Annotated in this window: 21 protein-coding genes; 17 read left to right on the top strand and 4 right to left on the bottom strand. The window is 68.8% G+C overall.

Going from position 1 to position 23,639, the window contains the following annotated elements:
• Positions 1 to 472: 472 nt before the first annotated feature.
• The 8 genes from OG205_RS06350 to pip all read left to right on the top strand — a co-directional run bounded on the left by OG205_RS06350 (position 473) and on the right by pip (position 11,312).
• On the top strand, positions 473 to 2,149 hold the full coding sequence (locus tag OG205_RS06350) for an RICIN domain-containing protein (protein WP_330275297.1): 1,677 nt from the start codon (positions 473 to 475) through the stop codon (positions 2,147 to 2,149).
• An 85-nt stretch (positions 2,150 to 2,234) separates the two neighbouring features.
• Entirely contained in the window at positions 2,235 to 3,410 is a 1,176-nt protein-coding gene (locus OG205_RS06345) for a right-handed parallel beta-helix repeat-containing protein (RefSeq protein WP_330275296.1), read from the top strand.
• Between the two features lie 192 nt (positions 3,411 to 3,602).
• Positions 3,603 to 4,922 (top strand): glycoside hydrolase family 43 protein, encoded by a 1,320-nt coding sequence (locus OG205_RS06340; protein WP_330275295.1) that lies wholly within the window; start codon positions 3,603 to 3,605, stop codon positions 4,920 to 4,922.
• A gap of 11 nt (positions 4,923 to 4,933) precedes the next feature.
• On the top strand, positions 4,934 to 6,373 hold the full coding sequence (locus OG205_RS06335; RefSeq protein ID WP_330275294.1) for a family 43 glycosylhydrolase: 1,440 nt from the start codon (positions 4,934 to 4,936) through the stop codon (positions 6,371 to 6,373).
• A gap of 46 nt (positions 6,374 to 6,419) precedes the next feature.
• Positions 6,420 to 7,349 (top strand): arabinan endo-1,5-alpha-L-arabinosidase, encoded by a 930-nt coding sequence (locus OG205_RS06330; protein WP_330275293.1) that lies wholly within the window; start codon positions 6,420 to 6,422, stop codon positions 7,347 to 7,349.
• Between the two features lie 10 nt (positions 7,350 to 7,359).
• On the top strand, positions 7,360 to 8,829 hold the full coding sequence (locus tag OG205_RS06325) for a family 43 glycosylhydrolase (protein WP_330275292.1): 1,470 nt from the start codon (positions 7,360 to 7,362) through the stop codon (positions 8,827 to 8,829).
• A 304-nt stretch (positions 8,830 to 9,133) separates the two neighbouring features.
• Positions 9,134 to 10,306, top strand: coding sequence for a hypothetical protein (locus OG205_RS06320; RefSeq protein ID WP_330275291.1), 1,173 nt, complete (start codon positions 9,134 to 9,136; stop codon positions 10,304 to 10,306).
• A 43-nt stretch (positions 10,307 to 10,349) separates the two neighbouring features.
• Entirely contained in the window at positions 10,350 to 11,312 is a 963-nt protein-coding gene (gene pip, locus OG205_RS06315; protein ID WP_330275290.1) for a prolyl aminopeptidase, read from the top strand.
• Positions 11,313 to 11,329: 17 nt separating this feature from the next.
• Here the strand turns inward: pip and OG205_RS06310 are convergent, their stop codons facing one another.
• Positions 11,330 to 12,280 carry a hypothetical protein gene (locus tag OG205_RS06310; RefSeq protein WP_330275289.1) on the bottom strand — a complete coding sequence of 317 codons (951 nt, stop codon included), beginning with the start codon at positions 12,278 to 12,280 and terminating at the stop codon, positions 11,330 to 11,332.
• Between the two features lie 187 nt (positions 12,281 to 12,467).
• Here OG205_RS06310 and OG205_RS06305 point away from each other — a divergent pair, with 187 nt between their 5' ends.
• From OG205_RS06305 to OG205_RS06290, 4 genes are read left to right on the top strand one after another with little or no spacing between them, the layout of a single operon-like run.
• Positions 12,468 to 14,114: a hypothetical protein gene (locus tag OG205_RS06305; RefSeq protein WP_330275288.1), complete on the top strand. Its 1,647-nt coding sequence runs from the start codon at positions 12,468 to 12,470 to the stop codon at positions 14,112 to 14,114.
• A gap of 59 nt (positions 14,115 to 14,173) precedes the next feature.
• Positions 14,174 to 14,530 (top strand): hypothetical protein, encoded by a 357-nt coding sequence (locus OG205_RS06300; RefSeq protein WP_330275287.1) that lies wholly within the window; start codon positions 14,174 to 14,176, stop codon positions 14,528 to 14,530.
• A complete protein-coding gene (locus OG205_RS06295; RefSeq protein WP_330275286.1) occupies positions 14,527 to 15,414 on the top strand; it encodes a WXG100 family type VII secretion target in 888 nt (295 codons plus the stop codon). The genes OG205_RS06300 and OG205_RS06295 overlap by 4 nt, the downstream gene beginning before the upstream one ends.
• Positions 15,411 to 15,854: a hypothetical protein gene (locus OG205_RS06290; RefSeq protein WP_330275285.1), complete on the top strand. Its 444-nt coding sequence runs from the start codon at positions 15,411 to 15,413 to the stop codon at positions 15,852 to 15,854. Before OG205_RS06295 ends, OG205_RS06290 begins: the two co-directional genes overlap by 4 nt.
• On the opposite strand, the gene OG205_RS06285 is transcribed toward OG205_RS06290, so the two are convergent.
• Positions 15,851 to 16,294, bottom strand: a complete 444-nt coding sequence (locus tag OG205_RS06285) for a YdeI/OmpD-associated family protein (protein ID WP_330275284.1) — start codon at positions 16,292 to 16,294, stop codon at positions 15,851 to 15,853. The genes OG205_RS06290 and OG205_RS06285 overlap by 4 nt on opposite strands.
• A gap of 120 nt (positions 16,295 to 16,414) precedes the next feature.
• Here OG205_RS06285 and OG205_RS06280 point away from each other — a divergent pair, with 120 nt between their 5' ends.
• The 5 genes from OG205_RS06280 to OG205_RS06260 all read left to right on the top strand — a co-directional run bounded on the left by OG205_RS06280 (position 16,415) and on the right by OG205_RS06260 (position 20,947).
• On the top strand, positions 16,415 to 16,879 hold the full coding sequence (locus OG205_RS06280) for a hypothetical protein (RefSeq protein WP_330275283.1): 465 nt from the start codon (positions 16,415 to 16,417) through the stop codon (positions 16,877 to 16,879).
• Complete coding sequence (locus OG205_RS06275) at positions 16,876 to 19,449, top strand: CHAT domain-containing protein (protein WP_330275282.1); 2,574 nt, start codon at positions 16,876 to 16,878, stop codon at positions 19,447 to 19,449. Before OG205_RS06280 ends, OG205_RS06275 begins: the two co-directional genes overlap by 4 nt.
• A gap of 20 nt (positions 19,450 to 19,469) precedes the next feature.
• A complete protein-coding gene (locus OG205_RS06270; RefSeq protein ID WP_330275281.1) occupies positions 19,470 to 19,856 on the top strand; it encodes a hypothetical protein in 387 nt (128 codons plus the stop codon).
• Between the two features lie 276 nt (positions 19,857 to 20,132).
• Positions 20,133 to 20,492: a hypothetical protein gene (locus OG205_RS06265; RefSeq protein WP_330275280.1), complete on the top strand. Its 360-nt coding sequence runs from the start codon at positions 20,133 to 20,135 to the stop codon at positions 20,490 to 20,492.
• Positions 20,493 to 20,560: 68 nt separating this feature from the next.
• A complete protein-coding gene (locus OG205_RS06260; protein ID WP_330275279.1) occupies positions 20,561 to 20,947 on the top strand; it encodes a peptidase inhibitor family I36 protein in 387 nt (128 codons plus the stop codon).
• A 20-nt stretch (positions 20,948 to 20,967) separates the two neighbouring features.
• On the opposite strand, the gene OG205_RS06255 is transcribed toward OG205_RS06260, so the two are convergent.
• Both OG205_RS06255 and OG205_RS06250 read right to left on the bottom strand, forming a co-directional pair.
• A complete protein-coding gene (locus OG205_RS06255) occupies positions 20,968 to 21,834 on the bottom strand; it encodes a hypothetical protein (protein ID WP_330275278.1) in 867 nt (288 codons plus the stop codon).
• A gap of 50 nt (positions 21,835 to 21,884) precedes the next feature.
• Positions 21,885 to 23,540: a choice-of-anchor B family protein gene (locus tag OG205_RS06250; protein WP_330275277.1), complete on the bottom strand. Its 1,656-nt coding sequence runs from the start codon at positions 23,538 to 23,540 to the stop codon at positions 21,885 to 21,887.
• Between the last annotated feature and the right edge of the window lie 99 nt (positions 23,541 to 23,639).

Raw genomic sequence — 23,639 nt, 5'->3', positions numbered from 1 at the left:
CCTCCTGAACAGGAGGATGACGCGCACGACCTCAGGCCTCATCGTGAAACCACGGGGAAACGAGCGAAAGGAGACTCCGATGCGGTTCACGGTGGAGAACTCGTTGTTGTCGGTGCGTCTGATCGAGATGCTGCTGGTCGTGCTGGCGGCCGCGGTGTGCGGAGGGCGCCGTCGTCCTCGCCCTCCGCGGTGAAGCGGAACACCGGGACGATCAGAAGTTTCATGGTGGCGAACTCGGGAACTGCCTATTCTGTTCACGAGTGTGACCAGCGGATATTTCCTGTCCACGCCCGTTGATCGATTCGATTGGCAGTGACCTGGACATTCGATTGATTCGACCTCGAACATCGACTGAACTCGTATATTTTCGAGGTTTGACCTTCACCGGAGAATGCCCATAACATCCGACCGGAAACCGCCGCGCATTCCGAACGGAAACCCCTTTCTCTCAGCGTTGAGAAGTGGAGTCCTCATGGGCATTTCACGACAACTCGCGCGACGCCGTGTTCGCGCCGGGCTCGTCTCGGGTGGCGCCGTCGTCGCACTGGTCACCGTGCTCGCCGCGTGGCCCGGCATCGCCGCGAACGCGAACGCCGCGGGCACCTACGTGCTGAAGAACGCCGGCAGCGGCCAGTGCCTCGACGCGGGAACGAGCCCGTCGAGCGGAACGCAACTGCGGCAACAGGCGTGCGCCGGCCAGGAGTGGGTGCTGACCGAGGTCAGCGGCGGAGTCAGGATCACCGCGGGCGGCCTGTGCGTCGGCGTGCGCGACGCGTCGACCAGCGCGGGCAAGCCGGTCCAGCTCGAGGCGTGCACGGGCGCCACGAGCCAGGTGTGGGCACTCAACGCCAACGGCAGCGACTACCGCCTCGCCAACGCGAACGGCGGCAAGTGCCTGAACGTCAAGGACAACGCCACCACCGCGGGTGCGTTGATCCAGACCAACTCCTGCGACAGCGCCGCCACCAAGCAGTGGACGCTCGCACCGGCCGGCGGCGGCCCGACCAGCACGACTACGACGACGACCACCACCACGACAACCACGACCACCGGCACGCCCCCGGCCAACGCGTTGTACGTGTCGCCGACCGGCACTGACGGCGCTGCCGGCACGATCTCCGACCCGACGACGCTGACGTCCGCACTCCCCCGCGTGGCCGCGGGCGGCACGATCTTCCTGCGCGGCGGCACGTACAGCTTCTCGCAGACGGTGACGATCCCGCCCACCAACAACGGCACGTCGAGCGCCCGCAAGAAGCTGGCGGCCTACCAGGGCGAGAAGCCGGTGCTGAACTTCTCGGCGCAGACGGAGGACCCGGCCAACCGCGGCCTGGCCGTGAACGGCTCGTACTGGCACGTGCAGGGCGTCGTCGTCGAACGCGCCGGGGACAACGGCATCTTCGTCGGCGGCAGCTACAACATCTTCGAACGCACGATCACCCGGTTCAACCGCGACACCGGCCTGCAGCTCTCCCGGATGCTGTCCAGCACCCCGAAGGACCAATGGCCGTCCCACAACCTCGTCCTCAGCGCGGAGTCGCACGACAACGCCGACTCCGACGGCGAGGACGCCGACGGGTTCGCCGCCAAGCTCACGTCCGGTCCCGGCAACGTGTTCCGCTACTCGGTGGCGCACAACAACATCGACGACGGGTGGGACCTCTACACCAAGTCCGACACCGGTCCGATCGGCGCCGTCACCATCGAGGACTCGCTGGCCTACAAGAACGGCACGCTGAGCAACGGCGGCCAGGCCGGCAACGGCGACCGCAACGGCTTCAAGCTGGGCGGTGAGGACATCGGCGTGAACCACACGATCACCCGCACGATCGCCTACGACAACGGCAAACACGGCTTCACCTACAACCGCAACCTCGGATCCATGACCGTGTCGAGCAACCTGAGCATCGACAACGACGAGCGCAACTTCTCGTTCGACGCGGGCAGTTCGGTGTTCCGCACCAACACCTCCTGCCGCAGCAGTAGCGGGAGCAACGACAAGGTCGTCGGCAACTCCGACTCCTCCAACCAGTTCTGGGCGGGCGCCAACGGTTCCCGCTGCTCCAGCTACACCGGAGCCCTCGGCTGGTCGTTCGCCTCCGACGGCAGGCTCGTCGTCACCCTCGGCGGCAAGGCCGTCGCGTTCTGACCACCGTCGCCACCTCGTGCAGGCCGGGTCAGTGCATGAGCCGCGCTGACCCGGCCTGCCGGCAACCGCCTCCCCGGGAGCAAAGTTGAAGCTGAGTCCGCTCGTCTCAGCGGCGGTCCTGTCCGCCGGTGCCGTGCTCGTGCCGCTGCCCGCGACCGCCGCGGCGTCTGCGTTGTACGTGGCAACCACCGGCAACGACGGCAACGCCGGCACGGTCACCGCACCGCTGAAGACCATCCAGAAGGCCGTGGACCTCGCCCAGCCCGGCGACACCATTCACCTCCGCGGCGGCACGTACGCCCCGACGACCAACATCCAGATCCTGAAGAACGGCACGCAGAGCGCTCCGATCACGTTGCGCGCCCACAACAACGAGCGCGTGGTCATCGACGGCGAGAACATGCCGCACACGCCCGGTCCGGTCGGCTCCTCCATCCCGCGCGCCGAGCGCGGAGCGATCCACATCGAGGGTGACTGGTGGCGGCTCGTCGGCCTGGAGATCACCCACGGGCCGTACGGCATCTTCGGCCTGGACGTCAACAACACGGTCTTCGACCGAATCGTCACGCGGGACAACTACGACTCCGGCCTGCACATCGTGCTGGCGTCGAGCAACAACCAGATCGTCAACCTCGACAGCCACGGCAACCGTGATCCGCGCAAGAACGGCGAGAGCGCGGACGGCCTCGCGATCAAGGAAGGCTCGGGCACGGGCAACGTGGTGCGGGGCGCGCGGTTGTGGAACAACTCCGACGACGGCCTCGACTTCTGGATGTTCTCCTCGCCGGTACTGGTGGAGAACAGCGTGACGTGGGGCAACGGCTTCAACCGCTGGAGCCTTCCGGACTTCACCGGCGACGGCAACGGCTTCAAGCTGGGCGGCAACAGCGTGGCGGCGGGCCACACCGTGCGCAACAGTGCCGCGTGGGACAACGCGGTCGGCGGGTTCATCGACAACAACAACCCCGGCCGGCACAAGATCGACCGCTGCACCGCGTGGGACAACCCCGGCACCGGCTTCAACTTCAGCCGTTCCTCCAGCACGCTGACGAAGAACCTCTCGATCGCCAACGGCACGGCCGTCTCGCTCGGCTCCCACTCGACCGGCAGCGGGAACTCGTGGAACTCCAGTGGTTCCTGGTCGCTGCAGAGCACGGATCCCAGCACCGTCACAGGACCTCGCAACGCCGACGGTTCCGTCCGGTCGTCTCCCTTCCTGCGCCCGGCCGACAATGCCGACCTCGGCGTGCGCTTCCCCTGACGGACCAGCGGCGGCTGAATCATCGATTCCTCGTCGAATGACGTTCGACGGAATTCGACCACAATCGCCGGACCTGGTTGTTATCGCTAATTTGAGGTCCACACCGCAAGGACCATTGCCAGGAGCGGCAACCTTGCAACATAGTGTTAACGCTAACTATCCGGAGCCTCCAATGGTGCAAGGAGCCGGTCCATGCGTTTCGCCGTCATCGCCGCACTCGTCGCCGGTGTCCTCGTCCCAGGTCCGGCGGCATCGGCCGCCGGACCCGTGCCGCACTACGTGATGACCGCGTTCACGAACAGCAGCGAGTCGAACATGTACGTCTACGACTCGGCGAACGCGACCAGCTTCAGCCAGGTCAGGGCGAACGCCTACACGCCGCCGTCGGGACTGATCCGAGATCCCAGCGTCCTGCGGCACACCGACGGCTACTACTACATCGTCTACACGACGAACTGGACGGGCGACACCATCGGCTTCGCTCGCAGCGCGGACTACGTCAACTGGACGTTCCTGCGCAACGTCCGGGTAGGACTCAACGGCGCCACCGGCAGCACGTGGGCGCCGGAGTGGTTCAAGGACTCCGACGGCAGCGTGCACGTGATCTTCTCCGCGTCCACGGCCGGAACGGCGGGACAGTTCCGGCCCTACCGGATCACCGCGACGAACACTGATCTCTCGGCGTGGAGCAGCCCGGTCGCGCTCGGCATCCCGGCGAACTTCATCGACAGCTTCCTGATCAAGGTCGGCGGCACGTACCACAACTTCCTCAAGAACGAGACCACGAAGTACATCGAGCACGCGACCGCGACGTCGCTCAACGGGCCGTGGACCTTCGTCGGCACGGGCAACTGGGCGGGCTGGGGCTCCGGACTCGAAGGGCCCGCGCTCGTGCGGCTGCCCGACGGCCGGTGGCGGATCTACTTCGACCAGTACGGCCAGCGGCGGTACTTCTACGCCGACAGCACGAATCTCAGCAGCTTCGGCGCCAAGACCGAACTGGCCGGGTTGTCCGGCACCGCCCGGCACTTCACGGTGCTGCGGGAGGACTCCGGCGACGGCACGGCGGTGGCGACGGGTGCCCGGTCGTTGCGCTCGGCCAACTTCCCCGACCGGTACGTCCGGCACCGCGACAACCTCGCGTACGTCGATCCGGTGAGCTCGTCGAGCACGCAGCCAGTGCGCCAGGACGCGACGTTCACGGTCGTGGCCGGTCTGGCGAACGCGGGCTGCTACTCGTTCCGGTCGGTGAACTTCCCGGACCGCTACCTGCGGCACTACGACTTCCGCGTCCGGCTGGACACCAACAGCGGTGACGCGGTGTTCGCGCGCGACGCCACCTTCTGCGGCCGGGCCGGTCTCGCGGGCGGCGGGAGCACGTCGTTCGAGTCCTACTCCCACCCCGGCCGGTACCTGCGTCACCAGAACTACGTGCTGCGCGTCGACTGGCGCACCTCCGACTCGGCGTTCGCCGGTGACGCATCCTTCACCGTCACCGCGCCACTGGCCTGAAAGGACAGTCGATGAAGACGGTTCTCCTCCGTCTGGCCGTGCTGGTCCTCGCCGCCGTCACCTGCGTGGCCGGAATGCCCGTGCCGCAGGCGGGTGCGACACCCGCGGTGCGGTACACCAACCCGATCGCGGAACGGCGTGCCGACCCGCACGTCTTCAAGCACACCGACGGCTTCTACTACTTCACCGCGACCGTTCCGGAGTACGACCGGATCGTGCTGCGCCGCGCGACCACGATCCAGGGACTGGCCTCCGCGCAGGAGACGGTGATCTGGCGCAAGCACTCCAGCGGCGAGATGGCCGCCCACATCTGGGCGCCGGAGATCCACTTCATCAACGGGAAGTGGTACGTCTACTTCGCGGCGGGCCGCAGCGACGACATCTGGCGCATCCGGATGTACGTGCTGGAGAGCTCGAGCGCCAACCCGTTGAGCGGATCCTGGACCGAGCGCGGCCGCATCACGACCCCGTGGGACACCTTCTCGCTGGACGCCTCAACGTTCGTGCACAACGGCGTGCGGTACCTGACCTGGGCGCAGCAGGAACCGGGAATCGCCACGAACTCCAACGTCTACCTCGCCCGCATGGGCGCGAACCCGTGGACGATCACCGGCACGGTGACCCGGCTGGCGGTGCCGTCGCTCGCCTGGGAGACCCGCGGGTACAAGGTGGCGGAGGGTCCGGCGGTCCTGCAGCGCAACGGAAAGGTGTTCCTGACCTACTCGGCCAGTGCCACCGACGCGAACTACTGCCTCGGCCTGCTGACCGCCTCGGCGTCGGCCGACCTGCTCAATCCGGCGTCGTGGACCAAGGGCGCCAGTCCCGTGTTCACCAGCAACGACGCGACCGGTCAGTACGGGCCCGGCCACAACTCGTTCACGGTGTCCGAGGACGGCAGCAACGACGTGATGATCTACCACGACCGCAACTACCGCGACATCAGCGGTGACCCGCTCAACGACCCGAACCGCCGCACCCGCCTGCAGAAGGTCTACTACAAAGCCGACGGCACACCAGATCTCGGCATTCCGGTCGCCGACGGGCCGACCCCGGTCAGGCTCAGGTCCTATGCCGCCGCCGACCGCTTCGTGCGGCACTGGGAGTACCGCGCACGTCTGGAGGCCGGCGTGGCCCCGTTGGCCGACTCCCAGTTCAAGCTCGTCACGGGACTGGCCGGCTCCGGCGGGGTGTCGCTCGAGTCGACCAACTTCCCGGGTTACTACCTGCGGCACCGCGACAACGAGCTGTGGGTCGAGCGAAGCGACGGCAGCACGCTGTTCCGCAACGACGCCAGCTTCGTGCAACGCGCGGGGCTGGCGTCTGCCTCGGCGGTGTCGTTCGAGTCGGTGAACTTCCCCGGCCGCCACATCCGCGTCAGCAACGGACTGCTCTACCTGCAGGCCGTCAGCGACGCGCAGGGACGGTCGGACGCGACGTTCGTACTGGAGTGACATGAGCACCTCGTGGAAAACCACACTGAGCAGAGCCTCTCTGGCCGTGGCGGTGGTCCTCACCACCACGGTCGCGACGGCACCACACGCGTCGGCCTATCCCCTGCCGGGCCGCGTCACCGGCGACATCAGCGTGCACGACCCGAGCGTGGTCAAGCGAGCCAACGGGAGTTACCTGGTGGCGCACACCGGCACCAACATCGCGCTGAAGACCTCCACCGACCGGATCGCGTTCCGCAACGCGGGTTCGGTGTTCCCCGGCGGCGCCTCGTGGACCACCCCGTACACCGGTGGCGGCACCAACCTCTGGGCGCCGGATCTGTCCTATCGCGACGGACGGTACTGGCTGTACTACTCGGCTTCGACGTTCGGCTCGAACCGGTCGGCGATCTTCCTCGCCACCAGCCCGAGCGGTGACTCCGGCACGTGGACCCACCGCGGCCTGGTCGTCGAGTCCCGGACGTCCGACAACTTCAACGCCATCGACCCGGATCTCGTCGTGGACGACCAGGGCCGCTGGTGGCTGAGTTTCGGCTCGTTCTGGTCCGGCATCAAGATGGTCGCGCTCACCCCGTCGACCGGTCTGCGGTCCGACTCGGCCGTCCGCTCGGTCGCGGGCAGGAACGGCGGTCCGATCGAGGCGCCGAACATCGTCAAACGCGGGGCGTACTACTACCTCTTCGTCTCGTTCGACTACTGCTGCCGTGGCGCGTCCAGCACGTACCGGGTGGTCGTCGGCCGCTCCACCAGCGTCACCGGGCCCTACGTCGCCCGCGACGGCACGGCCATGACGTCCGGCGGTGGCACGGAGGTCCTGGCCGGTCAGGGCAGTGTGCACGGGCCGGGGCACCAGGACGTCCTCGCCGATGCCGACGGTGACGTCCTGACCTACCACTACTACACCGACTCCGGCGCGTCGCGGCTCGGCATCAACCTGCTGGCCTACGACTCGGCGGGCTGGCCGTTCCTGCGCTGAGGAGAAGACCTTGAGCTCGATCAGCAGCTTGCGAAGCACCGTTCTCGGCGCCACTGTCCTGCTGCTGAGCGGCATCACCGTCGCCGTGCCGACGGTGGCGGCCGCCGCTGTCGTGGACACCAGCGCGTCGTACGCGTTGGTCAACCGCAACAGCGGCAAGGCGCTGGACGTCTACGAACTGTCCACTGCGGACGGTGCGAGAATCTCGCAGTACGCGCGCAACGACGGCGCCTGGCAGCTGTGGCAGTTCGTCGACTCCGGCGGCGGCTACTACCGGCTGAAGTCCCGGCACAGCGGCAAGGTCCTGGACTTCCCGTCGACCGCGGACCGGGCCGGGCTCGTGCAGACGACGGACGCCGGCCGCTCCGGTCAGCAGTTCCGGCTGGCCGACTCACCGGACGGGCACGTCCGGCTGGTCAGTCGCGCGAGCGGCAAGGCGGTCGACGTCCTCGACTTCTCCGCCGCCAACGGCGCGCAGGTGATCCAGTGGCCCGACACCGGCGGCACGAACCAGCAGTGGCAGCTGGTGAAGATCGGCGCCGCCGGCAACGTCACCAACCCGATCAAGCGCGGCGGCCCCGACCCGTGGCTGCAGTTCCACAACGGCTACTACCACCTGGCCACCACGACGTGGAACTCCACGATCACCATGCGCCGCTCCCGCACGCTGGCGGGCCTGTCGAGCGCGGCGGACACCGTGGTGTTCAACCTCGCCGGACGGCCCAACGGGTGCTGCACCATGTGGGCGCCGGAGTTCCACCTGCTGAACGGCCGGTGGTACCTGTACTACGTGGCCGGGCAGAACGTGCCCGACTACAACCCCACCCAGCGCCTGCACGTGCTGGAGAGCGCGGGCTCCGACCCGATGGGCCCGTACACGTTCAAGGCGGACCTGGGCGACACGTGGGAACTCGACCCGAGCATCCTGCAGCACAACGGGAAGCTGTACCTGATGGGCAGCGCGATGGACGGCACCCAGAGCCTGACCATCACCCCGCTCTCCAACCCGTACACCGTCAGCGGCGCGCGGCGCACCATCTCGCAGCCCACCCTGGCGTGGGAGCGGCAGACCGCGCCGGTCAACGAGGGCGCAGAACCGTTGTACCGCAACGGCCGCACCATGATCGTGTACTCGGCCAGCGCCTGCTGGGGTCCCGACTACAAGCTCGGCCTGCTCACCCTCACCGGGTCCGACCCGCTCAACCGCGCGCACTGGACGAAGTCGCCCAGCCCGGTGTTCCAGCGCAACGACGACCACGGTGTGTTCGCTCCAGGCCACAACGGGTTCTTCAAGTCCCCCGACGGCACCGAGGACTGGATCGTCTACCACGGCAACACGAGCGCCTCGGCCGGCTGCGGCATGGAACGGTCCACGCGCGCGCAGAAGTTCACCTGGAACACCGACGGCACCCCGAACTTCGGCACCCCGGTCCCGCTCGGCGCGCAACTCCCCGCGCCGTCGGGCGAACAGGCCGGATGACCCGGCCGTCCTGATCGACGGGTCTCCTGGCTCGCGGCACGACAGCGACCGGCCCGGCACGCTCACCAGCGTGCCGGTCGTCACCGCGCCGCCGTATCGCCCCCAACCTCGCGAAACGTGAGAGAGTGGACATCTCCGCCCACCCAGGACCCGGTGGCGCGCCTTCACCCCGGAGCGGACGCCGCCTCATCCAGGCGCGTTTCACCGCTCCCGGTCAGTTCGCACCACTCCACGCCCAGGACCGGGCACAAGAACAACCCCACGAGGGAGATCTCCCATCACCGCTTCCGCGCTCACGCCGACCTTGGCCGCTCCTCGCACCCTCACCGACATCTACGGCCCTGACATCGCCGTCTGCGCGCGCCCCTCCCAGGAACCGACGGTGCCGTCGAGCAGGCACCGGATCATGCGCGACGTCCTGTCCGCCCGCCCTCTCGCCGTCGCCGCCGGCACCCCCGTCATCACCAGCGCGGGCGGCACCGAACCCAACCTGATCGCCGCCCTGCGCGACGGCGGCCTGCCCGTCGGCACCGACCCGCGCGAGTTCCGCACCGAGGCCGAGTTCGCCACCCGCGTCACCGAGGCACTGAGCGACGGCCTGCGCCTGTCGATGGAATACCCGCAGCCCACGAGCCTGTACCCGGACGAACGGTCCGTGAAGAGCGCCGAACTCGTCGGCTACCTCAACAACAAGGCCAGCATCAGCACGTTCGTCGCTCCCCGCTTCCAGGCCCGCCGTGAGATCGTCGCGACCGAGGACCTCGCCCTGGCCGCGCCCGCCGAGAAGTCCTGGGTCCTCAAGGCCGCCACTAACGCCGCGCACGGCGCCAGCCTCGACGTGTACCTGCACCGGGCGGGGGACCTGGTGGCGCTGCCCGCGTTCACCGACATCCTCACCGAGGTGGTCGTCGAGGAGTACCTGAGCATCCACCGCAACTGGGGCGTCCAGCTCTACGTCGCCGCCGACGGTCAGGCCCGCCTGCTCGCCGTGACCGACCAGCGCATCGACTCCGACGGCATCTACACCGGCGGCCGCTTCGGGCTCGTCGTGCCCCTGCCGGCCGACCTGCTCATCGAGTGCCTGGCGATCGCCCAGCGCGCCGCCGACGTCGGTTACCGCGGGATGTGCAGCCTCGACTGCGCCGAGACCCACGACGGCAGACTCGTCATGCTCGACCTCAACTTCCGCATCACCAGCGGGTCCATCCCGTTGCTGGCGCTGCACACCATCCGCCCCGACGCCCTCGACCGCCCGTCGGAGTCCACGAAGATCACCACCTCCGCCTCCGTCGCCGCGCTGCTCGCCGCGTTACGACCCGCGCTGCTGCGCGGAGGGCTCCTCGTCACCGGCGGGCACGACACCCGCCGCACCGACAACCCGATCAAGCAGACCACGCTGCACCTGCTCGTCTTCGGCGACGATCCCGACGACGTCGCCACCCGCCGCGCCGCGCTGGAAACCATGTACAACCACTGACACGAGCGGGTGCGCTCACGAGGCAGTGAGCGATCATGGCCGCATGGCGAGTATTTCCGACGACGGGCGTTACCCGTCGAGTGAGCCGCACGAGTCGGGCATGTTGCAGGTCGGCGACGGTCATTCGCTGTACTGGGAGGTGTCGGGCAACCCCAGCGGCAAGCCGGCCGTCGTGCTGCACGGCGGTCCCGGTTCGGGGAGCTCTCCGAGGACGCGGGGCCTGTTCGACCCGGACCGCTATCGCGTGGTCCTGTTCGACCAGCGCAATGCCGGGCGCAGCACCCCCTCGGCGACGGACCCGGTCGTCGACCTGTCGGCGAACACCACGCAGCACCTCGTCGCCGACATCGAGGCGCTGCGGGTCCACCTGGGAATCGAGCGCTGGCTGGTGGAGGGTGGCTCGTGGGGAGTCACTCTCGCTCTCGCCTACGCGCAGGCGCATCCGGAACGGGTGACCGAACTGGTGCTCGCGGCCGTGACCGACGGCGACCGCCGCGACACCGACTGGATCACCCGTGACATGGGCCGCGTCTTCCCGCGCGAGTGGGAACGGTTCCGCGACGGCGTGCCCCCCGCCGAACGCGACGGCGACCTGGCGGCCGCCTACAGCCGGCTGCTCCACGATCCCGACCCCGAGGTCCGCGCCACGGCCGCACACGAGTGGTGCCTGTGGGAGGACACGCACATGTCGCTGGCCCCCGACGCGGCCCCTTCGCTGTCGGTCGCCGATCCGGCCTTTCAGCTGGCTTTCGCCCGTCTCGTGACCCATTTCTGGTCCCACGGCTGCTTTCTGGAGGAGAGGCAGCTGTTGCGTGGCATCGAACGGCTCCACGGAATTCCCGCCGTGCTGATCCACGGGCGTTACGACGTCAGCGGTCCGCTCGGCACGGCCTGGGCGCTGCACCGGGCCTGGCCAGGAAGCGAACTCGTGGTCCTCGACGACACCGGTCACGGCGGCGGCAGCATGGGCGCGGCGATCGTCGCCGCCACCGACCGCTTCGCCTGAACGCACGGACAGGTCGATCAGATCTTGCCCGCCACCACGTCGGCGAGGTGCACACGGGACGACTTGTAGTTCACCATCGAGGGCTTCGACGGGTCCGCCGAGTCCTTGGCCGGGACGACCTCGGAACTGATCGGCAGTCCGTTGTCGGCGTTGACGGTGATCACCTGTGCACCGCCGCCACCCTGAATGGCGGCGTTTCCGGTGAGGGTCAGCGCGCGCCGGCCGTTGACGTCGGTCTCGCCGACGGTCACTTCCTTCATGGCCGCGAGCAGCTTCAGCACACCCGCGCGGACCTCGGCGTTGGCGGCGCCGACGAACAGCGCGTACGTGGCGTTGCTCCACAGGTGGTTGCCGATGCGGTTCTCCAGGTCCTTGCCCGTCGGACGCGGTTTGGGGGCGGGGACCTCCTTGCCGGCCTTGCGGAACATCTTCGCGACCTCCGCCTGGGCGTCCGCCCAGGCCTTGTCCGCCTCGACGGGGCTCAGGCCGATGCCCAGGGCGTTGCCGGACGCGGTGATCATCGCGACCCTGGCCTTCTCCACGTCGCCGTTCGCGGCCTGACGGGCCGCCGCCGTCACCTTCGCGTCGTACGGGTGGGCCGCGTCTTCGCCTCTGGCGGCCGCGGCCGCCAGGCCCTGCACCGAGTCTCCGTGGAAGACCTGTCCCTTGTCGGTGTAGACGGTGTAGATGATGTACAGCGAGCCGTCCGGCGCGATCTTCTGGGTGATGACCAGCGACGAGTCACCGGGCTGCGGGGCGGCCTTGACCTTGCCGGCCAGTTTCACCGACGGTGGCTCGACCGCCGCCAGCGGGGCCGCGTCGGGCGGATCGGCCGGGACGGTGCCGCCCGTCGTGCCCATCACCACGGCCGTGGCGACGGCTGCCGCCGTCATCGCCGAGTGCAACGCCGTGCGCGCACGGTCGTAGGCCTCCGGCCCCGGAGACGGCACTTCACGCAGATTCCTCATCAGATCCATTTCCTCCACGAGGTCAGGTCCGGCGCCGGTTCCGACCGCCAGTACCGACGCAACCCCTCTTTGCCAACGCGCGCCCAAAGCGTTCAGGTTGCTTCGATGCCTGGCGAACGTCGCTGTTCAGTGAGTGACGAGCCCTGCTAGCCTCCACGCCACTTTCCTCGACCTGGTGGGATGAAACGTGTTCGACGCTGATGACCTGCCCGCCTTCGAGCCGCCGGAGTTCGACGACGAGTACCAGGACGAGAGCGACGTGGAACGGCCGCCGTTGCGCGGCGGCACGACACCACCCGCCGGACTGCACGACGTGGATTGGGCTGCCCTCGACGACGCGTACGGCTCGGCCGACGAGACGCCGTTGTTCATCGAGGCGCTCACGAGCGACGACGACGGCGACCGGAGTTTCGGTGTGTACGGCCTGTATTCGGCCACCACGCACCAGGGTTCGGTCTACTCGGCGTCCAAGGCCGCGATCCCGTTCCTCGCCGAACTGGTCCGCCGGGACAACGCGATGGCGCTGGTGTTCCTGGCCCGGATCGCCGTCGGCGAGACGCATTTCGTGACGCGGCCCGACGACGTCGCCAAGGCCACCACCGAGTACGCGGATGTGGTCGCGGAGTTCGCCGCCGACGTCGAGGCGATGTGGAACCGCACCGGCAACGACGAGGCGTTGCGGCTGCTGGTGTTGCTGGGCAGGGAACCGAAGGAACTGCCCGCGCTCACACCGGACGCGACCGCGGGTTTGTGCCTGGCCCACGGTTTCCTCGCCGCGCGGGACAACGGCGTCACCCCTGGCGGCGCGAAAAGCACCGATGCGAGGACAGAACACGTTGCCGCGGCACGGGATCTGATGGCCACCAGCCCGTCGCTGTACGTGCGGGGCGCCGCCGCGGTGTGCCTGGTCCACTCCGGATTCGCCGACGACGATTCGCTGGCGCTGCTCCACCACCTCGCGCAGGGCGAGTATCCGGTGCGGGACGTGTGGGCGGGAGACCTCGCCGAACTGGCCGCCTCGGCGTGGACCTTCGGCACTGACGACGACGGGCTGCTGGCGGCGTCCGGAGACAACAGGCCGAACCTGCACACCCGGTTGCTGGAGCGGATGGCGCGGCAGTTCCGTCCCAGCGGCGCGGTCTACCGCCCGTTGTCGCCGGAGGAACTGACGGCGGCCCAGCGCACGACCCTGGAGACCGCGCTGCGGGACGCGCCGGAGGCGATCACCGGAGTGGACTCGGACTACCTGTGCGTCGACGTCCCCGCGACGGAGGCGGCGGCACACCGGTTGCTCGGCACCGCGGGCGGCGAACTGAGCCGGCGCACGTCCCGGGGTCTGCTGTGGTTCGTGCTGGAAGACGGTCTGCTCGCCCAGAACGACAGGGAGTCCGCGCTCGCCGCCCTGGCCGAGGTGGACGCGTGGGCCGCGCTCGGCGAGGTGTTCGCCGCCCGGCGGCCGGACGGCGTGGAGGAGTCGATCAGTCTGACCGTTCGCCACCTCCACGGCGACGACCGCGAGAACGCCGTGACACTCACGCTGTGCTCGATCTTCGCCGACGCACTCGCCGGCCATCGCCACCAGGCGGAGGCGTTCCTCGACGAGTGGTTGCCAAGAGTGTCCGAAGTGGACGGTTACGACCTGGCGTTCGGCGTCCCCGCCCAGCGCATCGGCACGGCACTGGCGGCGCTGGCCAGGTCCGGCGGGCTGCCGCCGCGCTTCCACCCGATGATCAAGCCGTACCACCGTTTTCCGGAGTACTCCAAGGTTCCGCTGCCGCTGCTTCGTGAACTGGCGGACGTGCTCCCTGCGGACTCGCGGTCATTCATGTCGTGAATGGGGTTTTTTCGCCAAACGCGACGGAACCGCACATTGCGGCATGCATCATGACCGCCATGGGTGAGAAGTTCCACGTCGTGCCGGATGAGCTGCGCGGCTACAGCGGGCTCCTCGAACGTCAGGCCGAGCACTTCCTGACGATCCGGGAGCACGCGATCTCCAAGGGTGGGGACACGTCCGGGTTCACCGGGCTGCTGTCGCTGCTCGATCCCGTCGTGGTCGGGGTCGCGCAGCTCTACGGCGAGACTCTCGAAGCCGCCAACCAGAAGATGACCCAGGACGCCGAGTCGCTGGTCAAGTCGGCCCGCGCCTACGAGAAGGCGGACGAGATCGGGGTCTGCCTGATCGACAGTGCGGGTAGTAGGTCGGAGCCGCCGTCCTGGCTGGCGCGGTACCTGGGGGTGGGCGAATGACCGGCGCGGTGTGCAACGGGTATCAGGACATCGAGGATCCGAACGTCGCACTGCGCGCCGCTCCCGACGACCGGCCGGGCCGGCAGACCGTCAAGGAGCTGATCGAGGCCGCGGGGTGGAAGATCCAGGGCGTCAACTGGATCTACCAGCAGGTCACCGGCGACGACCTGGTGCGCGACCTGGTCATGCCGCTGGCGGGCGACTTCGAGAAGATCGACGCGAACGCCGCCGCGTGGGACCGGGTCGCCAAGGCGCTGGACAACGTGCGGCACAACGTGAACAACGGCATCGAGGAGCTCTCGCCGAGCTGGGACGGCGGCGCAGCGCAGAGCTTCGAGAACCGCGTGCGTCGCACGTGGACCACGGCGATCGAGTGGGACTCGCAGGTCGCGAAGTTCATCGGCGACCGGTTCAAGAACATGGCGAGCTCCTGCCGGTCGGCCGCGAAGCTCGCGCTGACGCTGCTCGACAAGATCTGCGACAAGCTGATGAAGGCCGCGATGACCGCGTGGATCCCGATCGTCGGCTGGGGTCGTGCCGTGTGGATGGTCTACGACGTGGTCAACATCGTCGACCAGGTGCGCAAGCTCATCCAGTCCATGCAGACGCTCATCGAGGGCGTCAAGGGCATGATCAACGGCATCAAGCTGTGGGGCACCGCGCTGGCCAAGATCCCCGACGTGCGCGACGTCAACGACTTCTTCGACGTGGTCGACACGTGGCAGGACGGCACGGAGAAGTTCGGCGACGGCACGGCCGCCGTGGGCAGCGGCGCGTGGGGCATGGCCAAGAACGGGTACAAGGCGCGCGGCAAGTACACCGACGCGCTGAAGGAAGAGCGTTGGGCGGAGCCCAGTTCCTCGAGTTCGGGCGGTGCGGAATGACGTTCCCGTACGACAGCGCTCGTCAGCAGTTGCAGGCGTGGCAGAAGGATCTCGACGCCAGGGGCGCGCAGCTGGAGAAGGTCGCCCTGGAAGCGTCCAGGGTGCAGACCCGCGGCGCCGACCTGTCCCCCGCGGACATCGCCGCGATCGAGAAGTTCGCCCGGTCGAAGGACGCGCCGAACGCGCTGAAGGACCTGCAGCGCAAGGTCGACGCGGGCCAGATGTCCTGGCGGGACATCGCGTCCGGCAGGGCCGTCCACGATCCCGACGTGCGACGTGCGATGCAGACCAGCATGCCGTCGCTGAAGCGCGCGTACACGGGGATCAAGGAGGGCCAGAACCTCGACGAGATCATCGTGGCGGGTCAGCAGCGCGCCCGGCCGTCGCGCGGCGACTTCGACGACGACGCGCCGAGCGACTTCACCGAGGACGCCTTCTAGGACAGTTCGGCGATGATCTTCTCGATCCGGCGCGCGCGGGTCTCGGGTTGTTTCGCCGCCGCCACGGCCTCGGCCCGCTGCCGCTGGTTGCTGTAGGACAGTGCGGTGAACGCGGCCCGGACCGCAGGGTGCTGATCGAGTGCCGCCGCGAGGTCGTCGGGCACCTCGACGGTGCGTTCCGCCAGATCCGGTTCGAGCGTCACCTCGACGGTGTCCCCGGCGGCGACGCCCGCGGCCTCCCGGTTGGCGGCACTCAACGGCAGCATGAAGTCGCCGCCGTACACCGCCACCGTGCTGCGGTAGGTGTGGACGCCGATGGTCACCGCCACCCTGGGTTTCTTGCCCTGCCCGAGTGCGTCGACCACGTCCGCGGGGACGCGGAGCCCGGTCGCGGTCTTGCCGGCGAGCTCGATCGGCGTGGTGAACGTGTGGCGCGTCAAGGTTCCTCCTCCGGGAGATCGGCCGTTCACCCGGATAGTAGGCACGGACTGGGCTGTTTCGTCCCACACGATCCGGGTGTTCACGTAGTGTGATCGACCGGCGTCGAGAGGGGTGGGCCGATGTTCGGACGGGGAACGCGGAAGGTCACCGTGCGCGGCTTCGCGGACGCGGTCACGCGAGGGATCCGCCCCGCCATGACGCACCTCTACCTGATGTACCAGGTGGGCGGCACCGTGATCGTCAAGTGGGAGGAACCCCGCGGGGATCGGCGGAAGCCGTTCCGGATCGTGCCGGACGAGGACGGCAACGCCTGCCCGCACTGCGCCGTCCTGCTCGCCGTCTCGAAGATCGCCGACGTGCTCCCGCTCGGTGACGAGAGGGTCGAACGGGTCCGCCGCGAGTACCTGTCGGTGCTGGACCAGGGAATGCTGCCCTGTCCCGCGATCGGCCGGTCGCCGTCCATGAGCACTCCCTTCGGCGAGATGCCACTGATCATCGGTGTCGGCGCGTGGATGGCCGAGTGCCACGTGGGGCACGGCGACCCGGCCACGGCAGCGGACTGCGCCCGGCACCGCCGCGCATGATCCTGTGGGACGACGGCGGCTACGAGCGTGCCTCCGACCACTTCCGGGCTTTCGAACGGACGGGACAGCGGTCCGAACTGGAGGCCGCGATCAGCGGGTTCCGCGCGTTGGCGTCGACTCGCCTGGACGGGGCCGTGGCGAACGGACTCGCCATCGCGCTGTGGTCGCGCTACGAGGTGCTCGGTGATCGAGACGACCTGGACGAGGCGGTAACCGGGCTGCGGCAAGCGATCGGCTGGCATCCCGACGACGCCGAACGCCTGCCGTCGTACCTGGCCAACCTCGCGGGAGCGTTGCGGGTGCGGTGGAGGGCGACGGGGTCCGGTGACGACCTCGTGGAGGCGGCCGAGGCGAGCCGCCGCGCGGTGGAGGTGACGCCCGCGCACCACCGCCGGCGTTCCGCGCGCCTGAACAACCACGGCGACGGTCTGCTCACCGTGCACCTGCATTCCGGTGACAGCTCCGCGCTCGACAGCGCGATCTCGTTGTTCCGCCAGGCCGTCGACGCCGCCGACGCGGGCAGCGACGACCTGGTCAACGCCAAGTCCAACCTGGCGGAGGCCTTGCGGCTGCGATTCCAGTCCACTCGCGACATCGGCCTGATCGACGAGGCCGCGGTGCTGGCCGGTGCGGTGGTGCCACGGGCGCGGACGCGCGCACTGCGAGCCCGGTTCCAGTCCAACCTCGCACTCGTCCTGCTCGCCCGCCACAGCGCGACCGGACGGCACCAGGACCTGCGGGCCGCGACCGACCTCGTCCACCAGGCGCTGAAGGAGAGTCCGGCCGGGCATCCCAACCGCGCGGAACGCTCGGCCGTGCTCGCGGAGTGCCAGCGGCTGGCGCTGGTGTCGTCGCACCGCGGCGCGCGGGCGCCACACCGACTCGGCGCCGATCAGGCTTCCGGCCTGCCGTTCCTGTTGCGCCGCAAAGGAAAACTGCTGGTCCGTGCCACCGAGGACGCGGTCCGGTCGACGCCGCACGGGCATCCCACCCGTGCCGACGCGGTGCTGAAACACGCCCTCACGCTCGCCTTCGTCGGTGACCGTGCCGCGGCACTCGCGCTGTACCGGCAAGTCGCCGAGGAACCCGATTTCCCGCCTCGTGTGCGAGTGGAGGCAGCAAGGCTGTGGGCGTACGAGATGGTGGCGCGGCGGGACTGGCGGGCGGCGCTGGACGCGTTCCGGCTGGCCGTGGAACTGTTGCCGCGCACCGCACCCAGGCACGTCACCCAGGCCGACCGTGAGCAGGCGCTCGCCGCGTTCGCCGGGCTCGCGTCCGACGCCGCGGCCTGCGCGATCCAGGCCGGTGACCCGCCGCTCGCGGTGGCGCTGCTGGAACAGGGCCGCGGCGTGATGATCGGCCACGCGCTCGACGCCAGGACCGAGCTGACCGATCTCGAGGGACAGCACCCGGATCTCGCGCGGCGGTGCGACGAACTGCGGTCCGCGCTCGACACCCCGAGCAGTTCGTTCGTCCAGGTAGCCGGGCTGAGCGGTGAACGCCGGCACGCGCTGACCGAGGAGTGGCACGACCTGGTCGATTCCATCCGGTCGCTCCCAGGTTTCGCGCGGTTCCTGCGGCCTCCCGCGGTGGAGGAGTTCGTGGACTCGGCCGACCGCGGCATCGTGGTCATCGTGAACGTGAGCGCGTTGCGGTGCGACGCTCTGCTCATCGCCGGACGGACCATCGTGCCGGTCGCCCTGCCGGAGCTGGACCTCGCCGACCTCGCCGACCGCGCGGAGCGGTTCCGCCTCAGCCCGCCGGACGAGATCGACTCCGTATTGTCCTGGCTGCGGCAGGTGATCGTCGACCGGCTGCCGCTGCACGACCACGTGGGCCATGCCGCTCCGACACGGCTGTGGTGGATGCCGACGGGCCCGTTGACCGCGCTGCCGCTGCACGCCGCCGGCGACGTGATGGACAGGTTCGTCTCGTCCTACGCACCGACGTTGCGCAGCCTCGTCACGGTGTGGAAGGCGGCCGCGATCACCCGGCCGGACGACCCGCTGATCGTGGCCGTGCCGTCGGCGCCGGGCATGCCCGAGCTTCCCGGCGCCCAGGACGAGGCGGACGACGTCGCGACCCGGTTCGCGAGCCCGCACCTCCTCACCGCGGACCGCGCTCTGCGGCACCCCGTCCTGGAAGCCCTGCCGCGCCACCGCTGGGTGCATTTCGCGTGTCACGCCAGGAGCGCCGACATCGGTGGCGAAGGTCGCCTCGTGCTGTGGGACCACCTCGAGAAACCGTTGAGCGTCAACGACATCGCCCGCCTGCGCCTGGCCGGTGCGGAGATCGCGTTCCTGTCGGCGTGCGAGACCAGCGCGGCGCCACCGGAACTGACCGACGAGTCCCTGCACGTCACCGGCGCCTTCCACATGGCGGGCTTCCAGCACGTCATCGGAACGCTCTGGCGGGTCGGCGACCGCACCGCCCAACTGGTCGCGAGCCACTACTACGACGCGTTGGCCGAGACCCCGTCCCCCGCGATCGCGCTGCACACGGCCGTCCTGAAGGTCCGCGCCACCCACCCCGCCGCGCGGTGGGCCCCGTTCGTGCACGTGGGAGGTTGATCTCCGGCATCATGGTCGGCATGACCGAACACGAGTCCGATCGCGGCTTCCTCGACGCCCTGATGGGAGCGGCCGCGGGCTCGGTGCTGCTGCCGTTCGTCCAGGCGATCGTCACCAAGAGCGGTGAGGACGTCTACGCCAAGATCAAGGAGCTGCTGTCCAAGCCCGACATCAAACGGACCAAGGACGAGATCAAGGACGCGGGCACGGTCACCCTGTTCTCCGACGACACGCGGATCGTGCTGCGGATGCCGTCGCGGATGACCCCTGAGATGACGGAACGGCTGAAGCAGGTCCGGATCCCCCCGCGCGGTTCCGAGTGGTTGCGGATCTCGTGGGACAACGCGAGGGCCCAGTGGGTGGTGCGGGAATGCGATCCGCCGGACGAGCTCACCACCGGCCGCTGAAATGCGGCCTCTGCCGATGAAGCTCGACATACGTGACACTGACGCCTGGATCTTCGACCTGATCGCTCGGGACGACGTCGACCGCGGCCGGGCGCTCGCACGGCACCGCGACCTGGTGGCAAGAGATTCGGGTCTGTCCTACGGATCCGACGGTGATCGGACGATCTTCTGGTACCTCGACGCTCATTGGTACAGGGAACCGTGGGGCACCATCACACTGGACCAATGGCCGTTCGTGGCGCTGTACCTGCGGTGGGAGGGACGGTTCCCCGACGAATGGCGTTCGTCGCTCCCGTGGTCACCGTGGGGCGGCAAGGAAGCAGTGCTCAGTCGCCTGGCACGGAAGGGAGTGCCGGCGGAAGCGAGGCCGCCGAGCTGCTGCTCGACGTGCTGCACCGCCCCTATCGGTGCAAGGACTGGATGTACGCGCTCCTGGTGCGCCATGTCGACGACGCGGACTTCCGCGACCGGCTGGCGAGTCTCGCGGGTGCGGACGATCCCCTCGTCCGGCTCCGTGTCCAGTTCCTCCTGCACCTCGCCGACCACCCCGAACAAGGGATCACGCGGAAGACCTGGGGCCGCTGGCTCGAAAGCAGGCTTCGTGACGACGACCAGCCACAGATGACCGGTTCGTGACCTGTTCCCCGTGAGCACTCCCCCGGATCATGGTTCTCGCAAGCGAAAACCGTTGAGGGGGAACAGGAATGGTGTTCGGCATCAAGAAGACGATCGCCGGGGTCGCGGTCGCCCTGGCCGGCGCGACGGTGCTCACCGGGGGAACCGCGCAGGCGGGCGAGATCGGCGTCGCCGCGTTCTCGGAGTGTCCGCCGGTGCACATGTGCGGATTCGAGCACGAGAAGGGCGGGGGCCGGTACGTGGCGATCCAGCAGCGCATTCCCGACCTGGCGCAGTTCAACGGCGGTTACCTGGACAACCGGATCACGTCCGGCTGGAACAGGAGCGGCTCCTCGTTCTGCTGGTTCACCGAGCCCAACTACCAGGGCGAGCGCTACCAGTCCGACCCCGGAACGTGGGGGTACTTCCCGCACAACGACGTGTACAGCTCGGTTCGGCGCGGCACGTGCCGATGAACTGACGTCGCTGCAACGGGTCAGCCGACGTCGACCGTGAAGGCTGCCCGGTGCACCTTGCCGCCGTGGGCGAACTCCAGGAACAGCCGGTACTCGCCCCGGTCGGCGAAGACGGCCTGGAAGCTCAGTTCGCCGTTGTTCAGCGGGATGCCCACCAGTTCGACCGGGTGCAGGTGTGTCGCCGACAGCAGCATGGTGTGGAAGCCGGTCATGTGTCCGTTGGCGCCGAGGTGCGGTTCCAGGGAGCTGACCGGCTTGCCGTCGGGTCCGCGGATCGACAGGCGCAGCACGTGCGGGTTCATCGGCGTCGGTTGTGCCTGGGAGTCCACCCGCACCACGGTGTAGCCGTCGGTGGTCGTGGCGCCGTCCGACGGGGCGGGCACCGGGGCCAGGGTCGTGTCGCCGGGGACGCTGAACGGGACGCCGAGCACGACCGGGTGGCGTGGGTCAGCGGTGTCGAGCGGCACGAACTCCGCGAACATCCGGTAGGCGCCGCCGTCGGACAGCGAGAGCGTGGTGTGCCAGGTGTCGCCGTCCAGAACGGGATGCAGGTGCTCGAACACGTTCATGTCCTCGCGGACGGCGAAGAAGTGCATCTGCTTGGTCTGGTTGTCCAGGAACCTGGTGACGGGTTTGCCGGCGTTGTCGAGGATCCGGAACGCCACGGGCACCGCCGTGCCCCGCGACTCGGGCATGGTGACGCGGTCGAAGCGGTAGCCGCTCTCCACTTCGGACAGACCGTCGCTGTGCGCGGCGGGCAGGACCGGGCCCATGTTCTGGTGCTGCGTCGGCGAAGCGGACCGGGCGAACAGCATGACCCCGCCGCCCGCCACCACGGCGACGGCGAGCAGGGCGAAGAACCAGTCGGCGAAGCTCAGTTTGCGCATGACCACTCCTGAGCCGTGGGTGGCCGGTGCCGGCCACCCACGGCCTCGTCTCAGAACTGAAGGCTCCACGCGTCGATGTAGCCGACGTCGGAGCGGTAGAGGTCCTGCACCTTGAGCTGCCACGTGCCCGCGGCGTCCTCGGCGGAGGCGTTCACCTCGTAGGTGGCCACGACGTTGTCGCCGGAGTCGTTGCTCGAACCCTTGAGCCGGAACGCCGTGCCGTCCGGCGCCACGAGGTCGATCACCAGGTCACCGCGGTACGGGTGCTTGATGTCGACATTCACCTTGAGGGCTCCCGGCGCCTTGCCGGGCACGCCGGACACCGTCACCGGTGACGTGATCGCGGCGCCCGCGTCCGGAATGGACACGTCGGCCGTGTTCTCGAACTTGCCACCGGTGGGCGGCGGTTCGACGGCGCCGAGGTTGGGCTTGACCACGACCAGGCCCTGCTCGATGCCGTTGACCAGGACGATGCCGCTCGCGAAGTACGGGTAGTTGCTCCACGCCCCGTTGAACTTCGCCTCGTTCGCCGCCGGGTAGATGTCGAAGTACCCGGCCTCCGTGAGCTGCGCCGACGCCACGTCGCTGACGTCGAGGATGCGCAGTCCGGCCTGGTAGTTGGCCTGGTAGGAGTACTTGCCCTTGATGTACTGGTTGTGGTCGATGGCCGTGGCCGGCGAGTTGTAGACGCCGGTGTGCGCGGGGTTCGCCAGCGACGCGAGGTCCCAGATGTAGGTCTTGGTGCGCTTGTCGGTGCCGCGCGACTCGTCCAGCTCGTCGTCGAGCAGGAAGTAGCGCTGGTCCTCGGTGAGCCAGCCCTGGTGCGAGTACTGCGCGCCGGAGTAGGCCTTGCGCACGATCTGGACCGGGTTGGCCTTGTCGGTCACGTCGACGATCGTCAGCGTGTCCTCGTTGGAGTTGAAGCAGATCTCCCGGCCCTTGTAGGTCGCGTCCGGGCCGCGGTAGATCACGCACTGGTTGTCGTGCGTGTAGCCGTCCTGCGCGACGCAGCCCGCGTTCTTCGGCGACTTCGGCGTGCGGATGTCGACCATGTGCGGGCCGCCGCTGCACGTGTTGGAGCCGATCGCGTACGCGTACCCGGTCTCCTCGTTGATGGCGATGTTGTGCGCAGGGCCGAAGTCCTTGTACAGGGTGTCGGCCGTGAACGTCTGCGGCGTCGTGATCGTCCGCAGGCGGGTCAGGTCGAACACCTGCATCCCGTGGCCGGTGATGAAGTCGGCGACGATGAACGCGTGGTCCTTGTAGACCTTCATGTCACGCCACGAGCTGCTGCCGCCGTTGGACGGCAGGTTGCCCAGGAACTTGGGCGCGGTGGGCGTGCTGACGTCGACGAACGCCGTGCCGTTGGTGCGGCCGACGATCGCGTACTCCTTGCCGGAGGACGGGTCGGTCCAGCCCCAGATGTCGTTGCCGTTGCCACCGCCCATCGCGGACAGCGGCAGCACGCTGAGCAGGTCGACGTTCTTGCAGGGGTAGATGTCGGCCTTGCCGTCGACACACGGCACTCCGGCGGCGGCCTGGCCGGTCACGGCGTGCCGGTCCGCGGGGAGGTGGTCGGCCAGGAACGTTCTGGCCGCCGCCTGTCCTTCTGCTGTGTTCGGGTCGTGGGCGGAGGCGCCCGTCATCGAGAGGGCGACCACTGAGGCCGTCAGGACGGCCAGCGCCCCCGTGCGCAGGGATTTCATGCAGCTGTACTCCTCACGACCGGGAAGCAGGGGGTTTCCCGGTCAGACACAGACGGTAGAAGCGACGGGCACTCCCCGTGAACCGTCGTTCGTCTGGTT

The sequence above is a fragment of the Lentzea sp. NBC_00516 genome (assembly GCF_036346835.1).
In the GTDB taxonomy this organism is placed as follows: Bacteria; Actinomycetota; Actinomycetes; order Mycobacteriales; family Pseudonocardiaceae; genus Lentzea; species Lentzea sokolovensis.
Note: the sequence above shows the minus strand (reverse complement) of the source record. Positions and strands in the feature narration are given on the sequence as shown.